We start from the raw sequence: 18,581 nt of genomic DNA on the forward strand, positions 1-18,581 counted from the left end.
CGCCCGCGCCCATGACGATATCGCTATTCGGTCCCGACTTCCCGTTCGCCTACGATGACTGGATCGCACATCCGGCGGGCCTCGGCGCCCTGCCCGACACGGCGCATGGCAAGCGCGTCGCCATCATCGGATCGGGCGCCGCGGGAATCGTCGCCGGATACGAGCTGATGAAGCTGGGGCTGCGGCCCGTCGTGTTCGAGGCGGGCGCCTTCGGCGGCCGCCTGCGCTCGCATCGCTTCGAGGGCACCAAGGACGTGGTGGCGGAGCTGGGCGGCATGCGCTTCCCAGTCTCTTCGCGCGCGTTCTGGCACTATGTCGACCTGCTCGGCCTCGATAGCGCGCCTTTCCCCAACCCGCTGACCCCGGCGGCGCGGTCGACGGTGATCGACCTGCTGGGCCAGACCCATTACGCCACCACGCTCGACGACCTGCCGGATCTCTACCGCGCGGTGGCCGACGCCTACGACGCGGCGCTGGAGCGGGGGGCGGACTTCGCCGCGCTGAAGGCTGCCATTGCGGCGCGCGATCCCGCGCGGATCAAGGAGATCTGGGACCCTATCGTGAAGACCTGGGATGAGCGCACCTTCTACGACTTCGTGGCCTCCTCGGACGCGTTCCAGGCGCTCAGCTTCCGCCACCGCGAGGTGTTCGGTCAGGTCGGCTTCGGCACCGGCGGCTGGGATTCCGACTTCCCGAACTCGATGCTCGAAATCCTGCGCGTCAACGCCACCGAATGCGACGAGAACCAGCGGCTGATCGCGGGCGGCGTGGCGCAGATGCCGCATGGGCTTTGGCGGCACGCGCCGGAGGTGTTGGTGCACTGGCCGCGCGGCACGACGCTGGCCGCGCTCAACGGCGGCGCGCCGCGGGCGGGCGTCGCCCGGCTGCGGCGCGACGAGGCGGGGGGGATCGAGGTGACCGATCGCTGGGGGCGGGCCGAGCCCTTCGACGCGGTCATCGTCACCTGCCAGAGCCATCTGCTGTCGACCGCAATCGACACCGAGGAGCGGCTGTTTCCACACGCGCTCTGGATGGCGCTGGATCGCACCCGGTACATGCAGTCGGCCAAGACCTTCGTGATGGTCGACCGGCCGTTCTGGACCGACCGCAACCCGGCGACCGGGCACGATACGATGTCCATGACTCTGACCGACCGGATGACGCGGGGCACCTACCTGTTCGACAACGGGCCGGACCGGCCGTCCGTGATCTGCCTGACCTATTCGTGGATGACCGACGCCCTCAAGGTGCTGCCCCTGCCGGTCGACCGGCGGGTGGAGCTGGCGCTCGGCGCGCTCGGACAGATCTATCCGGGCGTGGACATCCGCGGCCATATCGTTGGCGAGCCGGTCACGATCTCCTGGGAGAACGAGCCGAACTTCCTCGGCGCGTTCAAGGGCGCGCTTCCCGGGCACTACCGCTACAACCACCGCATGTTCGGCCATTTCATGCAGGAGATGCTGCCCCCCCACGAGCGCGGGATCTTTCTCGCGGGCGATGGCGTGAGCTGGACACCGGCCTGGGTCGAGGGGGCGGTGCAGACCTCGCTGAACGCGGTGGCGGGGGTGATCGCGCATCTGGGCGGGCGCTTCCATCCGGAGAACCCCTCGCCCTGCGATCGTTATCCGGACTGGGGCCCGGTCGTCCTGCCCGAATGAGCGTCAGGCCGGGGCGCAACGAACGAAATGTCCCGGCGACACTTCCAGCAGCTCCGACGGCGCGGGCACGGCATAGACGTCCGGGCGGCCGACATCCTCGGGGTGAAAGCGATGGCCCGCAGGCGGCGGCGGGGCGGCCCCCGCCGCACGGTCGCGATCCGGATGCAGGATCGTGTCGGGATCGGGGATCGTGGCGATCAGCTTGCGGGTATAGGGATGCGTCGGATTGGCGAAGATCGCGTCCCAGGGCCCCAGCTCCACGATCTGACCGAAATACATCACCGCCACGCGGTCGCTCATGTGCTCCACCACCCCGAGGTCGTGGGAGATCATCACGAAGGAGAGCGAAAGGTCCTCCTGCAGATCGAGCAGCAGGTTGATGATCTGCGCGCGCACCGAGACGTCGAGCGCCGAGACGGGTTCGTCCAGCATCAGGATCCGCGGATCGAGGATCAGCGCGCGGGCGATGCCGATCCGTTGTCGCTGGCCGCCGGAGAATTCGTGCGGGAACCGCGCGCCGTGCTCGGGCAGCAGGCCGACCTTCAAGAGAATGTCCGCCACCCGGTCGTCGATCTCGCTTCTGGTTCGCGTTCCGTGCAGGCGCAGGGGGGCGGCGAGCGAGCGATGCACGGTCTGCCGCGGGTTGAGCGACGCATAGGGATCCTGGAACACCATCTGCGCGATGCGCGCGCGCTCCATCCGGCTGGGCCCGGCCGCGCCGGTGAGGGAGCGCCCCTCGAACAGGATGTCGCCCGAGGTCGGCTCCTGCAGTCCCATGACCGCGAGCGCGGTCGTCGACTTGCCGCAGCCGGACTCGCCCACGATGGAAAGACATTCGCCCTCCCCCAGCGTAAGGTCCACGCCGCTCACCGCACGCAGCACCCGCTTGTTGCGCGCGAGCAAGGTGTTGCCGACCGGGAAATGCACGTGCAGATCGCGGATCTCCAGAAGCGGCGCGGGCGGTCCGTCCCTCATGCCCCGCCCCCCGCCCGCTGCCGCGGATCGCGCACCGGGTTTCGCGCCTCGGAGCAGAACTCCCGGCTCAGGCTCTCCCTGTCGGCGATCATCCCGTCGATATCCACGAGCCGCTGACGCCCGGCCTCGCCGTGCCGCGAGCCGAGGCGCGGCAACGCACCCAGAAGACCCTGCGTGTAGGGATGGCGGGGATCGGCGAAGAGGTCGTAGGTGTCGCGCTCCTCCACCAGCCGGCCCTGATACATCACGCCGACGCGCTGGCACATGTTGGCGATGACGCCGAGGTCGTGGGAGATCAGCAGCACCGCCGTGCCCCGCGCCGAGCAAAGCTCCGCGATCAGCTTGAGGACCTCGTCCTGCACCGTCACGTCGAGCGCCGTCGTCGGCTCGTCCGCGATGAGCAGGTCCGGATCGCAGGCGAGCGCGATGGCGATCATCACCCGCTGGCGCATGCCGCCCGACATCTGGAACGGATAGGCCCGCACGCGCTCCTCGGGGGCGGGCACGTGGACGGAGGCCAATGCGTCGACGGCCCGCTTCTGCGCCTCCCCCCAGCCCATCCCGCGATGCAGCACGAACATCTCGGCGATCTGGCGCCCCACGGTCTTGAGCGGGTTGAGCGCCGTCATCGGCTCCTGGAAGATCATCGCGATCCGGTCGCCGCGCAGCCGTCGCATCGCCTTGTCCGACAGATTGCGAAGGTCCTCGCCCTTGAAAAGGATCTCGCCCCCCGACACCGCCAGCGGCTTCTTGAGAAGCCGGATCAGCGACAGCGCGGTCAGGCTCTTGCCCGAACCGCTCTCGCCGACCAGACCGAAGGCCTCGCCCGGAAGGATCGTGAAACCCACATCCCTGACGATATCCAACGGCGCGCCCCGGCCGGGGATTCCCACATGCAGGTTGCGCAGGTCCAGAAGCGGTGCGTCGCTCATGCCGTCCGGCTCCGCATGTGCGGGTCGAGCAGGTCCCGCAACCCGTCGCCCAGCAGATTGAACCCGAGCACGGTCACGAAGATCGCGAGCCCCGGAAACACGGCCGCCCAGGGCGCGATCACGATGAGTTCGCGTGCGCCGGTCAGCATCGACCCCCAGGACGGGAACGGCGGCCGGATGCCGAGGCCCAGGAACGACAGCGCCGCCTCCGCCAGCACCGCCGCGCCGATGCCCAGCGTCGAGATCACGAGGATCGGCCCGACCATGTTGGGCAGGAGCTGCGTCGCCATGATGCGGATGTCGCCGTAACCGAGCGTGCGGGCCGCCAGAACGTAGCCCTGCCCCTTGAGCGACAGCGTGGAGGACCGCGCGATCCGGCAGGTCCAGGACCAGTTCGTCAGCCCGAGCGCGATCAGCAGGCTGGGCAGACCCGGCCCCAGGATCGCCATGATCGCCAGCGCGAAGATCAACGACGGGACCGCCAGCATCGTGTTGGTGAGCCCGTTCACCAGATCGTCCCACCAGCCGCCCCAATAGGCCGCCGAGATCCCGAGGCTGAGCCCGATCACGGAATTGATGATCTGGCTGACGATGCCGACCGTCAGCGAGATCCGCGCGCCGTAGAGGACGCGGGTATAGACGTCGCGTCCCTGTTCGTCGGTGCCGAACCAGAACTGCGCGTCCGGCGGCTCCTCGGCATACATGAGGTTCGCGTCGAAGACCGGGTCGAACGACGTCAGAAGCGGCGCGAACACCGCCCCCACGCAGACCAGCAGGACAAGCCCCCCGCCCAGCCAGAGATTGAGGTTGAACCGTCTCATGTCTGTTTTATCCGCGGGTCGATCGCTGCGTAGACAATGTCGACGAGCGTGTTGATGAGAAGAAACCACACCACGATGACGAGGATCGTCCCCTGCACCACCGGCGTGTCGCGGATCGAGACCGAGTCGACCAGCAGCGAGCCGATGCCCGGCCAGGAGAACAGCTTCTCGATCACAACCGCCTGCCCCATCATCGAACCGAACTGCAGCCCGATGGTGGTCACGACCAGCACCATGACGTTGCGCACGAGATGCCAGCGGACGACGCGCGCCTCGCTCATCCCCTTGGAGCGCGCGGTGCGAATGAAATCCTCGTTGGCGATCTCCAGAACCCCCGCCCGCGTGGTCCGCGCGAGCAGCGCCAGCGGCGTGACACCCAGCGTGATGGCGGGCAGGATGAGATAGCGCCAGCTCCCGCCGCCGTAACCGAAGCTCGGCAGCCAGCCCAGCACCAGCGCGAAAAGGTACATCAGCAACAGCCCGAGCCAGAACTGCGGCAGCGACAGGCCGGAGACCGCGCCGATCATCGTGACGCTGTCGAGGAGGCTGCCCGGCCGCAGGGCCGCGATGAAGCCCAGCGGCACGCCGACGACGATCGCGAAAGCCATCGCCGCGACGGCGAGCTTCAGCGATGCCCAGAGGCGCGCGTTGATGACGTCGAGCACCGGCTCGCGGGTGCGGAACGAGGTGCCGAGGTCGAAGCGCGCGAGGCCCGTGATGTAGTCGGCGAAGCGCAGGTAGAGCGGCTTGTCGAGGCCGAACTGCTCGTTCAGCCGGGCCAGCATCTCGGGGTCGGCGGCGGTGCGGCCGTCCGCCATGAGGCTCGACGCGAAGCTGCCGGGCACGACGCTGAAGATCACGAAGATCAGCAGCGCCACGGCGAGCAGGGTCGGGATCACCTGCAGCAGGCGACGGATGGTGAAACGCAGCACGCCGCTACGCCCCCGCCCGCGCCGCGGCCCCGAAGGGCCGCGGACAGTGAATGGTGCGGGCGATCATCTGCGCGAATCGGGCGCCGTCTCGTCGATCCAGAGATCCTCGTAATTCTGGATCGCCAGCTCCGTCGCGTTGGCCTGCAACCCGTGGACCCAGGGCTGATAGGCCATCACCGCCTTGTTATAGTTGAAGAACCAGCTCGGCGCGCCTTGCTGCACGATGTTGTTGGCCTGACGCAGCAGGTCGGTCTTCTTCGCGGGATCCGTCTCCGCCCCGGCCTCCTCGAACAGCCTGTCGAATTCCGGGTCGCTGAACTGCTGATAGGCGCAGCTGCTCCGCGGCGTCTTGGAGTAGTAGCACTTCAGGACCTCGTAGTCGTCGGGCCCCGAAAGGTTCGACCACATGAAGGCCTCGAAGTCGCCGGCCGGCACGATCTCGGCCAGCACGGAGGCCTCGACCGGCACGGCCGTCGCGCGGATGCCCGCGTCCCGCAGCATCGGAATGATCGCCTCGACGATGGTCAGGCCCCAGCTTTCGTTCTGCGTCGCCGTGATCGCGACGTCGATGCCGTCGGGATAGCCCGCATCGGCCAGCATCTGGCGGGCGAGGTCGGGGTCGTAGGCGGTCGGCTCGGCGGCCGGGTCGTAGGCGGGCGAGGAGATCGGAAGCCAGCCGGTCGCGGGGTAGGCCTTGTTCTTGACCAGCTTGTCGATGATCAGGTCGTTGTCGATGGCGTGACCGAACGCCTGGCGCACCTCCTTGTTGTCGAAGGGCGGCTTGGTGTTGTCGAAGCCGACATGGCGGGTATAGACCTCCGCCACCTCAAGCAGGTTCTCCGACAGCTCCGGGTCGGCCTGATAGGCGACATACTGCGTCGGCCCGAGGACCGAGACGTCGATCTCCTGGTTGCGGAAGGCCACGTCGCGCGCCGAGGCGTCGCCCAGAAGGACGATGTTGACGCGGTCCAGGTAGGGCTGCCCGTCCTCGTAGAACTCGTCGAACTTCTCCACCACCACGCGGGAGCCGGGAACGTTCTCCACGAACTCGAAGGGCCCGAGGCCGATCGGATTCTGGATAAAGTCCGGATCCTCGCCCGCGCCCGACGGATAGATCGCCGCGTTGGTCTGCATCAGGGCATAGCCCGGATCGGTCGGTGCGACGGTATAGGTGATCTCGAGCGTGTGGTCGTCGATCTTCTTCAGGCCCGAGATATGCTCGGCCGCGCCGCTGTTGAACTCCTCGATACCGGCCACGTCCGCGAAGTAGCGCGCGCCGGGAAAGGCATTCGCGGGATCGGCGATCCGCTCGTAGGAATAGATCACGTCATCGGCGGTGAACGGCGTGCCGTCGTGGAACACCGCGTTCTCGCGCAGCTTGTAGGTATAGGTGAGGCGGTCGTCGGACGCGCTCACGTCCGTTGCCAGCTCTAATTCCGGCTTCCCCTCCTCGGAATTCCACTGGTACAGGCTGCGGTGGATCGCCTTGGCCGGGAACTCGTCCTGCGTCGAGGGCGAGGTGTGGATGTCGAGCGTGCCGAAGCTCGACCCGTAGGGCGCCACGAAGTTGAGCGTGCCGCCGGATTGCGGCTCCTGCGCGAGCGCCACGCCGGCCGTCCCGGCCAGCAGCGCCGCGGTGAGTGTGAGTGCCTTCAGCATTATGGTCTGTCTCTCCCTGTTCGGTCTTTTATCGACGTCCGCCATGCCGCGTTGCCGGCCCGACACATGATCTCCCTCCGAGCAGCGTCACGGCGCAGGACGTATCGTCGAGGATGTCACCCGGATCCGTCTCAAGCAAGTCGCATGAGACGAGGGCGATGTTCGCGACCGTCCCCGTCGCCGCCCTCCCGACGGCCAGACTCTCCCGACGACGTTCCGGCGGGACCGGTCCGGTCCGCGCGGAATCCCCCTCCCCGCGTCGCGACGTTGAGCGTGTGATCCCGAACTAGGCGTCGCGCGCGAGGATCCATTCGACCTCCGGCGCAGGAACGAAGCGCCAGTTGCGGCGCGGTCCGGCCATGACGTTGAGGTAGTAGAGGTCGAACCCGTAGGGCGCCCCGCAGGGATGGTGGCCGCGGGGGACGCAGACGACGTCGTGGTCGTGCACCGCCATGGTCTCGTCGAGCTGGCGGTCGTCGGTATAGACCCGCTGCACCGCGAAGCCGTCGGACGGGTCGAGCCGGTGGTAGTAAGTCTCCTCCAGATAGGTGATCCGGGGGAAGTCGTCCTCGTCGTGGCGGTGGCTGGGATAGCTCGACCAGTGCCCGGCGGGCGTGAACACCTCCGTCACCAGGAGGCGCTCGGCGACGGGGCTGTCCTCCATCGCGATGTTGTTGACGTGGCGGGTGTTGGTGCCGCGCCCGCGCTCGGCCGTGGCGGGCGTCTCGAGCCGGCGGGCCGGGAAGTCGCCGCCGGGCGTGGCCGGGGCGGAGCAGACCGCGAGCGTGCAGTCGGTTTCCGCGACCGCCGCCCACTCCGCGTCGCGGGGGATGTAGACGGCCTCGGGCGGCGTGCGCTCGAAGACGTTCATGCGCGTGCCCACGGTGCCGAAATCCTCGCCGCCGCCGGCGATGCGCGCCCGGCCCTCCACCATCACGAGGATCGCCTCCTCGCCGTTCGTCGCGGCGGCCGCCTTGTCGCCCGCCCGCAGGCGGTGCAGCGCGAAACCCACATAGCGCCAGCCGGCGCGTTCGGGGGTGATGCGGTGAACCTCGCCGTGCGTGCCGAAAGGGCGGTGGAGCAGATGGGGCATGGGGCCTCCGTCAGGTTTCAGGTTGCGCGTCCGGCGCGGCGGAACGCCCGCGGGACGACGATCTCACGCGACCGCGAGGCCCGCCGCCGCGCAAAGGCGCCGGATCTCCGCGTGGCCGGTCCGGGAATAGGCGGTCGGATCGGCACGGGCGGGGTCCTGCTCGGCCTCCACCACGATCCAGCCGTCGTAGCCCATCGCCGCCAGCCTTTCGGTCACGGCGGCGAAGTCGATCGTGCCTTCGGGGTCGCCGGGAACGGTGAAGGCGCCGGCAATTACCGCGTCGAGAAAGGACATCCCCTCGCTCCGCGCCCGCGCCACCACCGGGGCGCGCACGTCCTTGAAATGGACATGGCCCACGCGGCGCCCCCAGCGGTCCAGCACGGCGAGCGGGTCCGCGCCGCCGAACCGCAGATGGCCGGTGTCGTAGAGCAGATGCACCGCCTCGCCCGAGCCCTCCATCAGCCGGTCCACGTCGTCGCCGGACTCGATCATGCTTCCCATGTGGTGGTGGTAGGCGAGCGGCACGCCCCGTTCCGCGCACCACGCCGCAACCTCGGTCAGTTTCGCGGCATAGGCCGCGATCTCCGCAGGCGAGAGTTGCGGGCGGTCGTTCACCGCCACGTCGCGGCGGCCCTGCACGGTGTTGGAGCATTCGGCATAGACGAGGCAGGGCGCGCCGAGGGCGGCGAACTGCTCGACCTGCGGACGGATCGCGGCGATCTCCTCCGCCGGTGTCCGGCGCAGGAGCCCGCCGGAGCACCAGCCCCCGCAAAGCGCGAGGCCGTGGCGGTCGAGCAGGCCGCGAAGCCCCTCGGTGTCCGACGGCATGCGCTGGCCGCGCTCCACCCCCGCGTAGCCGATGGCCGCCGCCTCGCGCAGCGCGTCCTCCATCGTGTAGGCCGCCGTGAGGTCGGGCAGGTCGTCGTTCTGCCACGCGATGGGGGAAATGCCGATACGGATCACGCTCCGGGCCCCCGCACCAGCGACCGGCCGGCCAGCGCCGTCTCGTAGGCCTCGCGGGCCGCACGCACTTCGGCGCGGCGGGACACCTCGGGCACGCCCACGTCCCACCACGCGCCGCCCGCCCCGGTGCCGGGTCCGGGATCGGTATCGATCACGATGACCGACGGCACGTCGCGGCCCCGCGCCGCCCCGAGAAGCGTTTCCAGCTCGTCGATGCCGCCCGCATGCGCGGCATGCGCGCCCATCGCGGCGGCATGGGCCGCGAAGTCGATGGCGGGCGGCGCGGCCACGCGCGAATCCGCGTAAAGGTTGTTGAACGGCGCGCCCCCGGTCGCCGCCTGCAGGCGGTTGATGCAGCCGTAGCCGCGATTGTCGGTCAGCACGACCGTGAACGGCACGCGCAGCATCGCCGCGGTGGCGAGCTCGGAATTGGCCATCATGTAGCTGCCGTCGCCCACGAAGCAGACCACGTCGCGCTCGGGCGCGGCCATCTTGAGGCCGAGCGCGCCCGCGATCTCGTAGCCCATGCAGGAATAGCCGTATTCCATGTGATAGCCCCCCGCCGAGGGTCGCCAGAGGGTATGGAGCGCGCCGGGCATGGAGCCCGCGGCGCAGATCGCCACCGTCCGTTCGGTGGCCTGCCGCTGCACCGCCCCGATCACCTGCGCGTCGGTGGGCAGGGCGTTGCCCGCGGGCGCGGCCATTACCGCATCGGCCCGGGCGAGCCAGTCGGCCTTCCGGTCGTCCGGCGCGCCCGCCGCGCGGTGATCGCCCAGAGCCTCGCTCAGCGCCGAGAGTCCTTCGCGCGCATCGGCCATCAGCGGCGTCGCGCCGTGCTTCGCCGCGTCGTAGGCCGCGACATTGAGCGAAAGGAGCCGCTGATCCCCCATGAGCCTCCGGGAGCCGGTGGTGAAGTCCTGCAACCGCGTGCCCACGCCCAGAAGCAGGTCCGCCTCCGCCACGGCCGCGTTGGCCGCGTCGGTGCCGGTCACGCCCACGGCGCCGAGATTCGCGGGATGGTCCCAGGGAAGCGCCGACTTGCCGGCCTGCGTCTCGACCACGGGGATCGCGTGGTCCGACGCGAAGGCCGCAAGCGCGCCCTCGGCGCCGGAATAAAGCACCCCGCCGCCCGCCACGATCACCGGACGGCGCGCGTCGCGGATCGCCCCGGCCGCCGCCTCCAGCTCGCGCAGGTCGGGGCGCGGGCGGCGGATGTGCCAGACGCGCGGCGCGAAGAACGCCTCGGGCCAGCTGAACGCCTCGGCCTGCGCGTCCTGGCAGAAAGCCAGCGTGACGGGGCCGCAGCGGGCGGGGTCGGTCATCGTGTCCATCGCCCGCGGCAGCGCGGTCAGAAGCTGCTCGGGCCGCGCGATGCGGTCGAAATACCGCGACACGGGGCGCAGCGCGTCGTTGGCGCTGATCGTGCCGTCGTCCCAATCCTCGACCTGCTGGAGCACCGGATCGGGGGCGCGGCTCGCGAACACGTCGCCGGGGATCAGGAGCAGCGGCAAACGGTTCACATGCGCCGTCGCCGCCGCGGTCACGAGGTTTGTCGCGCCGGGCCCGATGGAGGTCGTCACCGCCATGGCCCGGCGGCGGCGCATCGCCTTGCCATAGGCGATGGCGGCATGGGCCATGGTCTGCTCGTTCTGGCCGCGCCAGGTCGGCAGGACGTCCTGGACGCCGTGCATCGCCTCGCCCAGGCCGGCCACGTTGCCATGCCCGAAGATCGCCCAGATCCCGGCGAGGAAGGGCGTGCCCTCCTCCGTCATCTGCACCGACAGCCAGCGCATCATCGCCTGCGCCGCGGTCAACCGGATCGTGCTCATGCGGCGTCCTTTTCGTTCCGTCGCGCCCCGTCCCAGGCGCGGCACAGGGTGTCGTAGCGTTCGGCCATTCCGGCCACCGCCGCGTCGTCGCCGACCTGCCCCGCGAGCCAGCCGCGCGCCGCCTCCGCGAAGATCGTCCGGCCCACCGCGAAGCCCTTCACGAGCGGCACCCGCGCCGCCTCGCCCAATCCTTCGACGAGGCGATCCATCGGCGCGTCGAGCCCGAGGACCACGATGCCGCGGGTATGGGGATCGTTCGTCTCGATCGCGGCGACGCAGGCGTCCCAGGCGGCGCGCGACGGCTGCGTCTCGAGCTTCCACCAGTCGGGAAAGATCCCGGCCCCGTAGACGCGGGCGATGACCCGCGCGGTCGTGTCGTCGCCCACGGGGCCGAGTTTCGACGAGATGACCTCCAGCAGGAATTCCAGCCCGTTGCGGCGCGACGCGGTCCAGAGTCGGCCCACGGTGGCGAGCTGGTCCCGCCAGGTGGCGTCGTCGTCGTCGGGATGGGCGAAGACCAGACATTTCACGACCTGATGGCGCGGCCATTCGCCGAGGCCCCCGCAATCGGGACCGAGCTGGCCTTCCAGCGCGAGCGGGCGGGAGCCCGGAAGCTCCGCCGGCCGCCCGACCCACAGGCCGGTGCCCGACGCGGCGTGCAGCGCGTCGCGGCCCAGCCGGTCGTCGCAAAGGATGCCGTGGCCGGGCCGCCCCTCCGCCACCCGCGTCGTGGCCTCGAGGCACAGCCGCTTGAACGCCCCGATCCGCTCCGGCGTCGCGCCCGGCATCTCCTCGAACTGCGCGCGGTGGTCGAAGGCGAAGACCCGCATCGCGGACCAGTCGCCGCCCGTCCGCGTGTGCCGCGTGGTGGCCCAGTGGACCTGCTCCAGCGCGCCGTCGTTGCGAAGGTCGGGTCGGACCACGCCGCGGTCCAGAAAGAAGCGCAGCTCCGCCCAGGTCGGATAGGCGGGCGTGCAGCCGTGGCGGCTCACCGCGAAGGCGCCGCAGGCATTGGCCCAGGTCAGCGCGGTCGCCCAGTCCTCCTCGCCGAGCCAGCCGCGCAGAAGGCCCGACATGAACCCGTCGCCCGCGCCCAGCACGTTGAACACCTCGATCGGGAAACCTTCGCCCGCGATCCCGGCCTCCCAGCCCTCGACGGCACCGGCGAAGGCCACCGCGCCCTTCGCCCCGCGCTTGCAGACCAGCACCGCCTCCGTCAGCGCGCGCACGCGGCGGAGCGCGTCCAGCGTGTCGGTCGTGCCGCCAGCGATATGGAACTCCTCCTCCGTGCCCACGATCAGGTCGAACAGCGGCAGCGTGGATTGCAGCTTTTCCGTCACGGCCTCCGACGCCACGAAGCGGCTTTCCCCCTCGCCATGCCCGGCCATGCCCCAGAGGTTCGGACGGTAGTCGATGTCGAGCGCGGTGCGCGCGCCGTTCCCGCGCGCGAGGCGCAGCGCCTTCAGCGTCGCCGCCTCCACCTTGGGATGCGACAGATGCGTGCCCGTCGCGCAGACGCAGCGCGCCTCGCCCACGAGATCCGCGTCGATGTCGGCCTCCGTCAGGCCCATGTCGGCGCAGCGTTCGCGGTAGAAGATGAGGGGGAAGCTTTCCGCGTCGCGGATGCCGAGGAGGACCAGCGCGGTGAGCCGGTCGGGGTCGGTCTTGACCCCGCGCACATCCACGCCCTCGCGCGCGAGCTGCTCGCGGATGAAGCGGCCCATATGCTCGTCGCCGACCCCGGTGATCACCGCCGAGCGCAGGCCCAGCCGCGCCGTGCCGCAGGCGATGTTGGTGGGCGAGCCGCCGATATACTTGTCGAAGGACCCCATGTCCTCCAGCCGCCCGCCGACCTGCGCGCCGTAGAGATCGACCGAGGAGCGGCCGATGGTAAGCAGGTCGAGCGTCATACCGTACCTCCGAGCGAACCTTCGAGCTGGGCCATCTCCTGCCCGCCGGCCATCATGTCCTGCAAGGCTTCCGGCGTGATCTCGCCGCGTTTCGCGGTGCCCAGCGTCCGGCCGCGGTTCAGGACCGTGAAGCGGTCGCCCACGGCAAGCGCGTGACGGACGTTGTGACTGATGAAGACGACGCCGATGCCCTGCTTGCGCACCTTGTCGATGGTGGCGAGCACGTTGGAGGTCTGCCGCACGCCGAGCGCGGAGGTCGGCTCGTCGAGGATCAGGACCTTGGCGCCGAAATGGACCGCGCGGGCGATGGCCACGGTCTGCCGCTCGCCGCCCGACAGCGTGCCCACGGCCTGATCGGGCGCGCGGAGCGCGATGCCCATCTCGCGCATCCGCTCCATCGTCACCGCGTTCATGCGATCCACGTCCATCCGCTTGAACGGTCCGCGTCCCACGGTCGGCTCGCGTCCCATGAAGAAGTTGCGCGTCACCGACATGAGCGGGATCATGGCGAGGTCCTGGAACACCGTCGCGATTCCCGCCTCCATGGCGTCGCGGGGGCTGTTGAAGGACATCGGCCGCCCCTCGAACAGGATCTCGCCCCGCGTGGGCCGGTGGACGCCCGACATGGTCTTGATGAAGGTCGACTTGCCCGCGCCGTTGTCGCCCAGAAGGCAGTGGCACTCGCCCGGATGCACGTCGAAGCTGACGCCGGCCAGCGCGATGATGTTGCCGAAATGCTTCTCGATGTCCTTCATCTCGACGATGGGCGCGCCCGCGGGCGCGTCGCCGTGGTGGAAGGCCGTGTCCCCGTTCATCACCGCTCCCCCGTGACGCGCTTGCGGATGGCGTTGTTGAACAGCACCGCGATCAGGAGCATTCCGCCCAGAAAGACCTGGAACCAGTCCTGGTCGAAGCTCGTGTAGCCCAGCCCGATCACCACCATTCCGAAGATGATCGCGCCGAAGAAGGCGCCCACGGCCGACCCGTAGCCCCCGGTCAGGAGGCAACCGCCGATCACCGCCGCGATGATCGCCTCGAACTCCTTCTGGAAGCCGCGCCGGGCGTCGGTCGATCCGGCGTCCATGACCGTGATGATCGCGACCAGTGCCGCGCAGCAGGCGGTCAGCATGAAGAGGGCGATCTTCACCCGGCGCACCGGCACGCCGGAATTGGTCGCGGCCAGGGTGTCGCCGCCGGCGGCGAAGATCCAGTTGCCCGCAGGCGTGCGCAGCAGGAGCCAGGTCGCGACGGCGGCGAGGGCCACGAACCAGACGATCTCCACCGGCAGGCCGGGCACCTTGGGGGTGCCGTTGCCGAAGGTCTCGATCACGCCCCGGTCGGCCGCCCAGGCGAAGACCGGGCCGAAGGCGTCGCCGGAGAAGAACGGCGCGAGCGGATCGCCCTCCGTCGCGTCGCGCACGCCGCGCAGCTGCGTGGAGCCGCCGGTCACGGCCTTCAGCCCGACCAGCGACAGCCCCCGCAGGATGAACAGAAAGGCCAGCGTCACGATAAAGGACGGCAGGCCCGAGCGGATCACGATGGTGCCGTTGACCGCGCCCACGGCGGCGGCGAACAGGAACGTGAGCGGGATCGCGAGAAGGAGCGGCAGCCCGACCGCGACCGTCGCCGCCCCGAAGAACAGGCCCGCGAAGGCCACCATGGAGCCGATGGACAGGTCGAACTCGCCCCCCACCATCAGAAGCGCCGCCCCGATGGCCAGGATGCCGAGCTGCGCGGCGGGCGTCATGAAGTTGACGATGCCCGACAGGGTGAACATCGCCGGATCGGCCGTGAGGACGAAGAAGACCGTGACGAGGATGACGCCCGCGATGGCGCCGAGCTCCGGCCGCTTCATCAGGCGCGCGCCGAAGCTTTCGGTCTTCAGCCGCTCGTCGGCCGCCGGATGCGTGGTCGTGTCCGTCGCCATGATCCCCTCCCCGGATCGGTTTCGAGGACGGGGGACGGGGGGCGTGCCCCGCGTCCCCCGCCGCGCGGGTTTCGCCTCAGCGGATACCCTGCGAGGACAGCTCGATCACCTGCTCGGCCTTGTCCTGGGTGACGAGGTTCGGACCCGAGGGCACGTTGCCGCCCGGCACGAGGCCGTATTCCGCGTTGAGCGCGAGGAACACGACCGGCAGGTAGCCCTGCAGGAACTGCTGCTGGTCGATGCCGAAGGCGGCGTCGCCGTCCACGACCGATTGCAGGAAGCCCGCCGACAGGTCGAACGTGGCCACGTGGATGTCGCCCGTCCGGCCCACGGCCTCGACCGCGGCGACGGCCGGTTCGCCCACGAGCGAGGCGCCGAGGCCCATCACCGTGTCGATGTCGGGGTTGGATTCCAGCGCGGCGCGGATGCGCGCCTCGACCTCGGCGGGGTCGTTGGAGGTGGGCACGACCTCGACCGTGCCGCCGAAGCCGGCCGCGAAGCCCTCGCAGCGCTGGTCGAGCGCGACGTTGCCCACTTCCTGGTTGACGCAGATCGCGTTGGATCCGCCCATCGCGGCAAGCTCCTGCCCGGCGGCCTCGCCGGCGTCGTATTCGTCCTGCCCGACATGCAGGAGCGCGCCCAGCTCGGCCGAAACGTCGGAGCCGGAATTCATCGAGATCACGGGAATGCCCGCCTGCACGGCGCGCTCGATCGACGGGCCGAGGGCGTCGGCGTCGGGGATCGAGACCACGAGGCCGTCGGGCTCCTGGTTCACGGCCGCGTCGATGAGCTGGCTCATGGCGACCATGTCGAAGGTCTCGGGCGAACGGTACTCGACATTGGCGCCGGTATCCGCGGCGGCCTGGTCGACGCCGTTCTTGACGACGGACCAGAACGGGTCGTTGGCCTGGCCGTGCACGATGACCTGGATGTCCTGCGCCAGCGCGGGCGCGGCAAGGCCGATGACCGCCGCGGCGGTGGCAGTGCGAAGCAGAATTGTCATGTGTTCCTCCCAGAACGGGGCGCCCCCCGGCGCCCGATATTCTTGTCCGCCCCAATAAATGGAACGTATATTCCGTTTTCCGTTCTTCGGGGCCTTGTGTCAAGTCTCCGTGCGGAGCGCGCCCGCCGCCACGCAGAGCGCGGTACTCAGCGCGATGGCGGCCGTGGGCGCGCGAAAGCCCGCCACCTCGTCCTCGCGGGCCACCAGAAGCGCGCGGGCCACCTCCGCGAGCGGCCCGCTCTCGTCGTCGGTCAGGCCGTGGACCACGATCCCCGCCGCGTCGGCCTCGCGCGCGAAGCCCAGCGTTTCCTGCGAGAAGGGCGCGAAGGTGACGGCGAAGACGATGTCCCCCGGACGCAGCGCGGCCTGTGTCGCGATCAGCCCCGCCGCCGGCCGCACCTGCGTCTCCACCCCCATCTTGTCGAGCAGATAGGCCATGTTCGCGACGATCGCGAAGGCCCGCCGCGCGCCCACGAGATGCACCACCCGCGCCGCCGCCATGTCGGAGGCGATCCGGTCGGCGGCGCTGCTGGTGACGGTGTTCCGCAGCCGCAGTAGCGACTTGTGCCCCGATTCCGCGAAATCCGCGATCAGGCGGTCGACGCCCGGCGCGGCGTCGGGCGACGCCCCCTCGCGCAGGTTGGCGAAGCGCACCGAATAGTCGGGACGGAACTCGCTGTAGCGTTCGCGGAACAGCGCCTGCATCTCCGAATAGCCCGAAAATCCGAGCCCCTGGCAGAAGCGGATGTAGACGGAGGGCGCGACCTCCGCCGCGCGGGCCATGTCCGCCACCGTGGAAACCGCGAGGAGATGGAGATGGCGCCGCGTGAACGTCGCGCATTGACGCAAACGCTTCGGCAGGCCCGGCGCGACCGCGTCGATCCGCTCGATCAGCTCGGTGACCGTGACCGGACCCGGCGGGCCCGCGCTCTCGTCCGTCATCGCGACCTCGCTCGTTGACAGCAGGCGGGGATCCCGCCATTCCATAATGGAACATTCATTCCGAAATGGCGAGGCGTTCCATACCGTCGCGGAACGTCCGGGAGGGAAACGCGACATGAAGACAGCCCTGTTCGGTGCCGGGCGGATCGGCAAGGTCCACGCCGCCTCGGTCCAGGCCGACCCGCGTTCGGAGCTGGTCGCCGTCGCCGACGTGGTGCCCGCGGCGGCCGACGCGCTCGCGCAGGCCTTCGGCATCGCGGCGCGTGCGGCGGACGAGATCCTGGCCGATCCATCCGTGGACGCGATCCTCGTCGCCTCCTCCACCGACACCCATGCCGACCTGATCGAGGCCGCGCTCGGGGCGGGCAAGGCGGTGTTCTGCGAAAAGCCGATCGACCTCGACCTCGCCCGCGCGCTCGATGTCCGCCGCGTCGCCCTCGCGCAGGAGCGGCCGGTGATGATGGGCTTCAACCGCCGCTTCGACCCGAACTTCGCCGCGCTGAAGGCGGCGCTCGACGCGGGCGAGATCGGACGGGGCGAGCTTCTTTCCGTCACCTCCTTCGACCCCGCCCCGCCGCCGGTCGAGTACATCAAGGTCTCCGGCGGGCTTTTCCGCGACATGACGATCCACGACTTCGACATGTGCGCCTTTCTGTTCGGCATGCCCGCGACGGTGATGGCGCATGGCGCGAACCTCGTGGACCCGGCCATCGGCGCGGCGGGCGACATCGACACCGGAATCGTCGTCCTGTCCTATGCGGACGGGCGCATGGCCACGATCCGCAATTCCCGCCGCGCCCCCTACGGCTACGACCAGAGGGTGGAGGTGCTGGGCTCGAAAGGGCTGCTCGGCGCGGAGAACGAGCGCGAGACGACCCTGTCGAAGGCGACGGCGGCGGGCGTCGTTTCGGCCAAGCCGGTCCACTTCTTCCTCGAGCGCTACATGCGCGCCTACGCGATCGAATGGGCGGCCTTCGTGGACGCGGTGCGGGACGGCAAGCCGGTCCCCGCGACGGTGCAGGACGGGGTGAACGCGCTGGCCCTGGCGGAGGCGGCGAACCGCTCGCTGTCCGAGGGCCGGCCGGTCGCCCTCACGCCCGACATGACGGGGATCTGAACATGCCCCCCCTCGGGGCCTGTGCCGAGATGCTCTGGCCCGACCGTCCCGTGGCGTGGCGCTGCGCGCGCCTCCGCGAGATGGGGTTCGCGGTCGGGTTGTGGAACGCGTGGGAGCACGACCTCGACGCGCTCGCCGCGAGCGGCGCGACGTTCTCGATCATGAACGGCTACAAGGTCGGTCGCCTGTCCGACGCGCCGGGGGCCGCGACGCTCCTCGCCTCCGCCCGCGAGGTGGCGGAGATCGGGCGGCGGCTCGGCGTGGCCCGCCTCAACCTTCACGGCACGGGACTGGGCGCGGGCGGGCGGCCGGTCCGGCCCGAGGTCGCAACGCCCGCCGGCTGGATCCGGGCGCGCGACACGCTCGCCCGGATCGCCGATCTCGGCGCGGAGCTGGGCGTCGTCTTCACGCTGGAGAACCTGAACACGGCCGTCGATCACCCCGGCGTGCCCTTCGCCCGCGCCGAGGAGACGCTGTGCCTCGTCGCGGCGGTGGACCATCCGAACCTGCGGCTGAACCTCGATCTCTACCACGCGCAGATCGGCGAGGGGAACCTGACCGGGCTGTGCCGCGCTGCCCTGCCCTGGCTGGGGGAGATCCAGGTGGCGGACGTCCCCGGCCGCTGCGAGCCCGGCACCGGCGAGATCGCCTATCCGGGCATCGCGCGGGCCCTGAGGGAAATGGGATATGCGGGGCCGGTGGGGCTGGAAGCCTTCGCCTCCGGCGATCCCGAGGCGGCGCTGGCCGCGTTCCGCGACGCCTTCGCCTGAGCTTGGGGCGCGACGGGTGGACCGCTCATGGCGGGTTATTCCGGGGGGAC

General features: G+C 70.1%; 16 protein-coding genes. 3 read left to right on the forward strand and 13 right to left on the reverse strand.

All coding sequences use genetic code 11. The features are described 5' to 3' along the window. Nucleotides 1–11: 11 nt before the first annotated feature. Complete coding sequence (locus tag Q1B08_RS11860; protein ID WP_299818787.1) at nucleotides 12–1,658, forward strand: NAD(P)/FAD-dependent oxidoreductase; 1,647 nt, start codon at nucleotides 12–14, stop codon at nucleotides 1,656–1,658. Between the two features lie 3 nt (nucleotides 1,659–1,661). Here the strand turns inward: Q1B08_RS11860 and Q1B08_RS11865 are convergent, their stop codons facing one another. The 13 genes from Q1B08_RS11865 to Q1B08_RS11925 form a co-directional block, all read right to left on the reverse strand. Then, nucleotides 1,662–2,633, reverse strand: a complete 972-nt coding sequence (locus Q1B08_RS11865; protein ID WP_299818790.1) for an ATP-binding cassette domain-containing protein — start codon at nucleotides 2,631–2,633, stop codon at nucleotides 1,662–1,664. Further along, the gene (locus Q1B08_RS11870) at nucleotides 2,630–3,565 is read right to left on the reverse strand and encodes an ABC transporter ATP-binding protein (protein WP_299818793.1); all 936 of its coding nucleotides are present in this window, start codon (nucleotides 3,563–3,565) and stop codon (nucleotides 2,630–2,632) included. The genes Q1B08_RS11865 and Q1B08_RS11870 overlap by 4 nt, the downstream gene beginning before the upstream one ends. Beyond that, nucleotides 3,562–4,386 carry an ABC transporter permease gene (locus tag Q1B08_RS11875; protein WP_299818795.1) on the reverse strand — a complete coding sequence of 275 codons (825 nt, stop codon included), beginning with the start codon at nucleotides 4,384–4,386 and terminating at the stop codon, nucleotides 3,562–3,564. The genes Q1B08_RS11870 and Q1B08_RS11875 overlap by 4 nt, the downstream gene beginning before the upstream one ends. Continuing rightward, nucleotides 4,383–5,318, reverse strand: coding sequence for an ABC transporter permease (locus Q1B08_RS11880; RefSeq protein WP_299818798.1), 936 nt, complete (start codon nucleotides 5,316–5,318; stop codon nucleotides 4,383–4,385). Before Q1B08_RS11880 ends, Q1B08_RS11875 begins: the two co-directional genes overlap by 4 nt. A 63-nt stretch (nucleotides 5,319–5,381) precedes the next feature. Continuing rightward, nucleotides 5,382–6,977, reverse strand: a complete 1,596-nt coding sequence (locus tag Q1B08_RS11885; RefSeq protein WP_299818801.1) for an ABC transporter substrate-binding protein — start codon at nucleotides 6,975–6,977, stop codon at nucleotides 5,382–5,384. A 286-nt stretch (nucleotides 6,978–7,263) separates the two neighbouring features. Continuing rightward, nucleotides 7,264–8,070 (reverse strand): 5-deoxy-glucuronate isomerase, encoded by an 807-nt coding sequence (gene iolB, locus Q1B08_RS11890; RefSeq protein WP_299818804.1) that lies wholly within the window; start codon nucleotides 8,068–8,070, stop codon nucleotides 7,264–7,266. Nucleotides 8,071–8,133: 63 nt separating this feature from the next. After that, nucleotides 8,134–9,033 (reverse strand): myo-inosose-2 dehydratase, encoded by a 900-nt coding sequence (iolE, locus tag Q1B08_RS11895; protein WP_299818807.1) that lies wholly within the window; start codon nucleotides 9,031–9,033, stop codon nucleotides 8,134–8,136. Continuing rightward, a complete protein-coding gene (gene iolD, locus Q1B08_RS11900; protein WP_299818810.1) occupies nucleotides 9,030–10,862 on the reverse strand; it encodes a 3D-(3,5/4)-trihydroxycyclohexane-1,2-dione acylhydrolase (decyclizing) in 1,833 nt (610 codons plus the stop codon). Before iolD ends, iolE begins: the two co-directional genes overlap by 4 nt. Further along, a complete protein-coding gene (gene iolC / locus Q1B08_RS11905; protein ID WP_299818813.1) occupies nucleotides 10,859–12,772 on the reverse strand; it encodes a 5-dehydro-2-deoxygluconokinase in 1,914 nt (637 codons plus the stop codon). Before iolC ends, iolD begins: the two co-directional genes overlap by 4 nt. Further along, on the reverse strand, nucleotides 12,769–13,587 hold the full coding sequence (locus Q1B08_RS11910; RefSeq protein ID WP_299818816.1) for an ATP-binding cassette domain-containing protein: 819 nt from the start codon (nucleotides 13,585–13,587) through the stop codon (nucleotides 12,769–12,771). Before Q1B08_RS11910 ends, iolC begins: the two co-directional genes overlap by 4 nt. Next, entirely contained in the window at nucleotides 13,587–14,699 is a 1,113-nt protein-coding gene (locus Q1B08_RS11915) for an ABC transporter permease (RefSeq protein ID WP_299818819.1), read from the reverse strand. The genes Q1B08_RS11910 and Q1B08_RS11915 overlap by 1 nt, the downstream gene beginning before the upstream one ends. 76 nt (nucleotides 14,700–14,775) lie before the next feature. Beyond that, nucleotides 14,776–15,702, reverse strand: coding sequence for a sugar ABC transporter substrate-binding protein (locus Q1B08_RS11920; protein ID WP_299818822.1), 927 nt, complete (start codon nucleotides 15,700–15,702; stop codon nucleotides 14,776–14,778). A 99-nt stretch (nucleotides 15,703–15,801) separates the two neighbouring features. Continuing rightward, a complete protein-coding gene (locus Q1B08_RS11925) occupies nucleotides 15,802–16,644 on the reverse strand; it encodes a MurR/RpiR family transcriptional regulator (protein WP_299818825.1) in 843 nt (280 codons plus the stop codon). A 115-nt stretch (nucleotides 16,645–16,759) separates the two neighbouring features. Here Q1B08_RS11925 and iolG point away from each other — a divergent pair, with 115 nt between their 5' ends. After that, a complete protein-coding gene (gene iolG / locus Q1B08_RS11930; protein WP_299818828.1) occupies nucleotides 16,760–17,761 on the forward strand; it encodes an inositol 2-dehydrogenase in 1,002 nt (333 codons plus the stop codon). Between the two features lie 2 nt (nucleotides 17,762–17,763). After that, nucleotides 17,764–18,531, forward strand: a complete 768-nt coding sequence (locus Q1B08_RS11935) for a TIM barrel protein (RefSeq protein WP_299818831.1) — start codon at nucleotides 17,764–17,766, stop codon at nucleotides 18,529–18,531. The last annotated feature ends 50 nt before the right edge of the window (nucleotides 18,532–18,581 follow it).

Source organism: uncultured Jannaschia sp. (assembly GCF_947494025.1).
GTDB lineage: Bacteria > Pseudomonadota > Alphaproteobacteria > Rhodobacterales > Rhodobacteraceae > Jannaschia.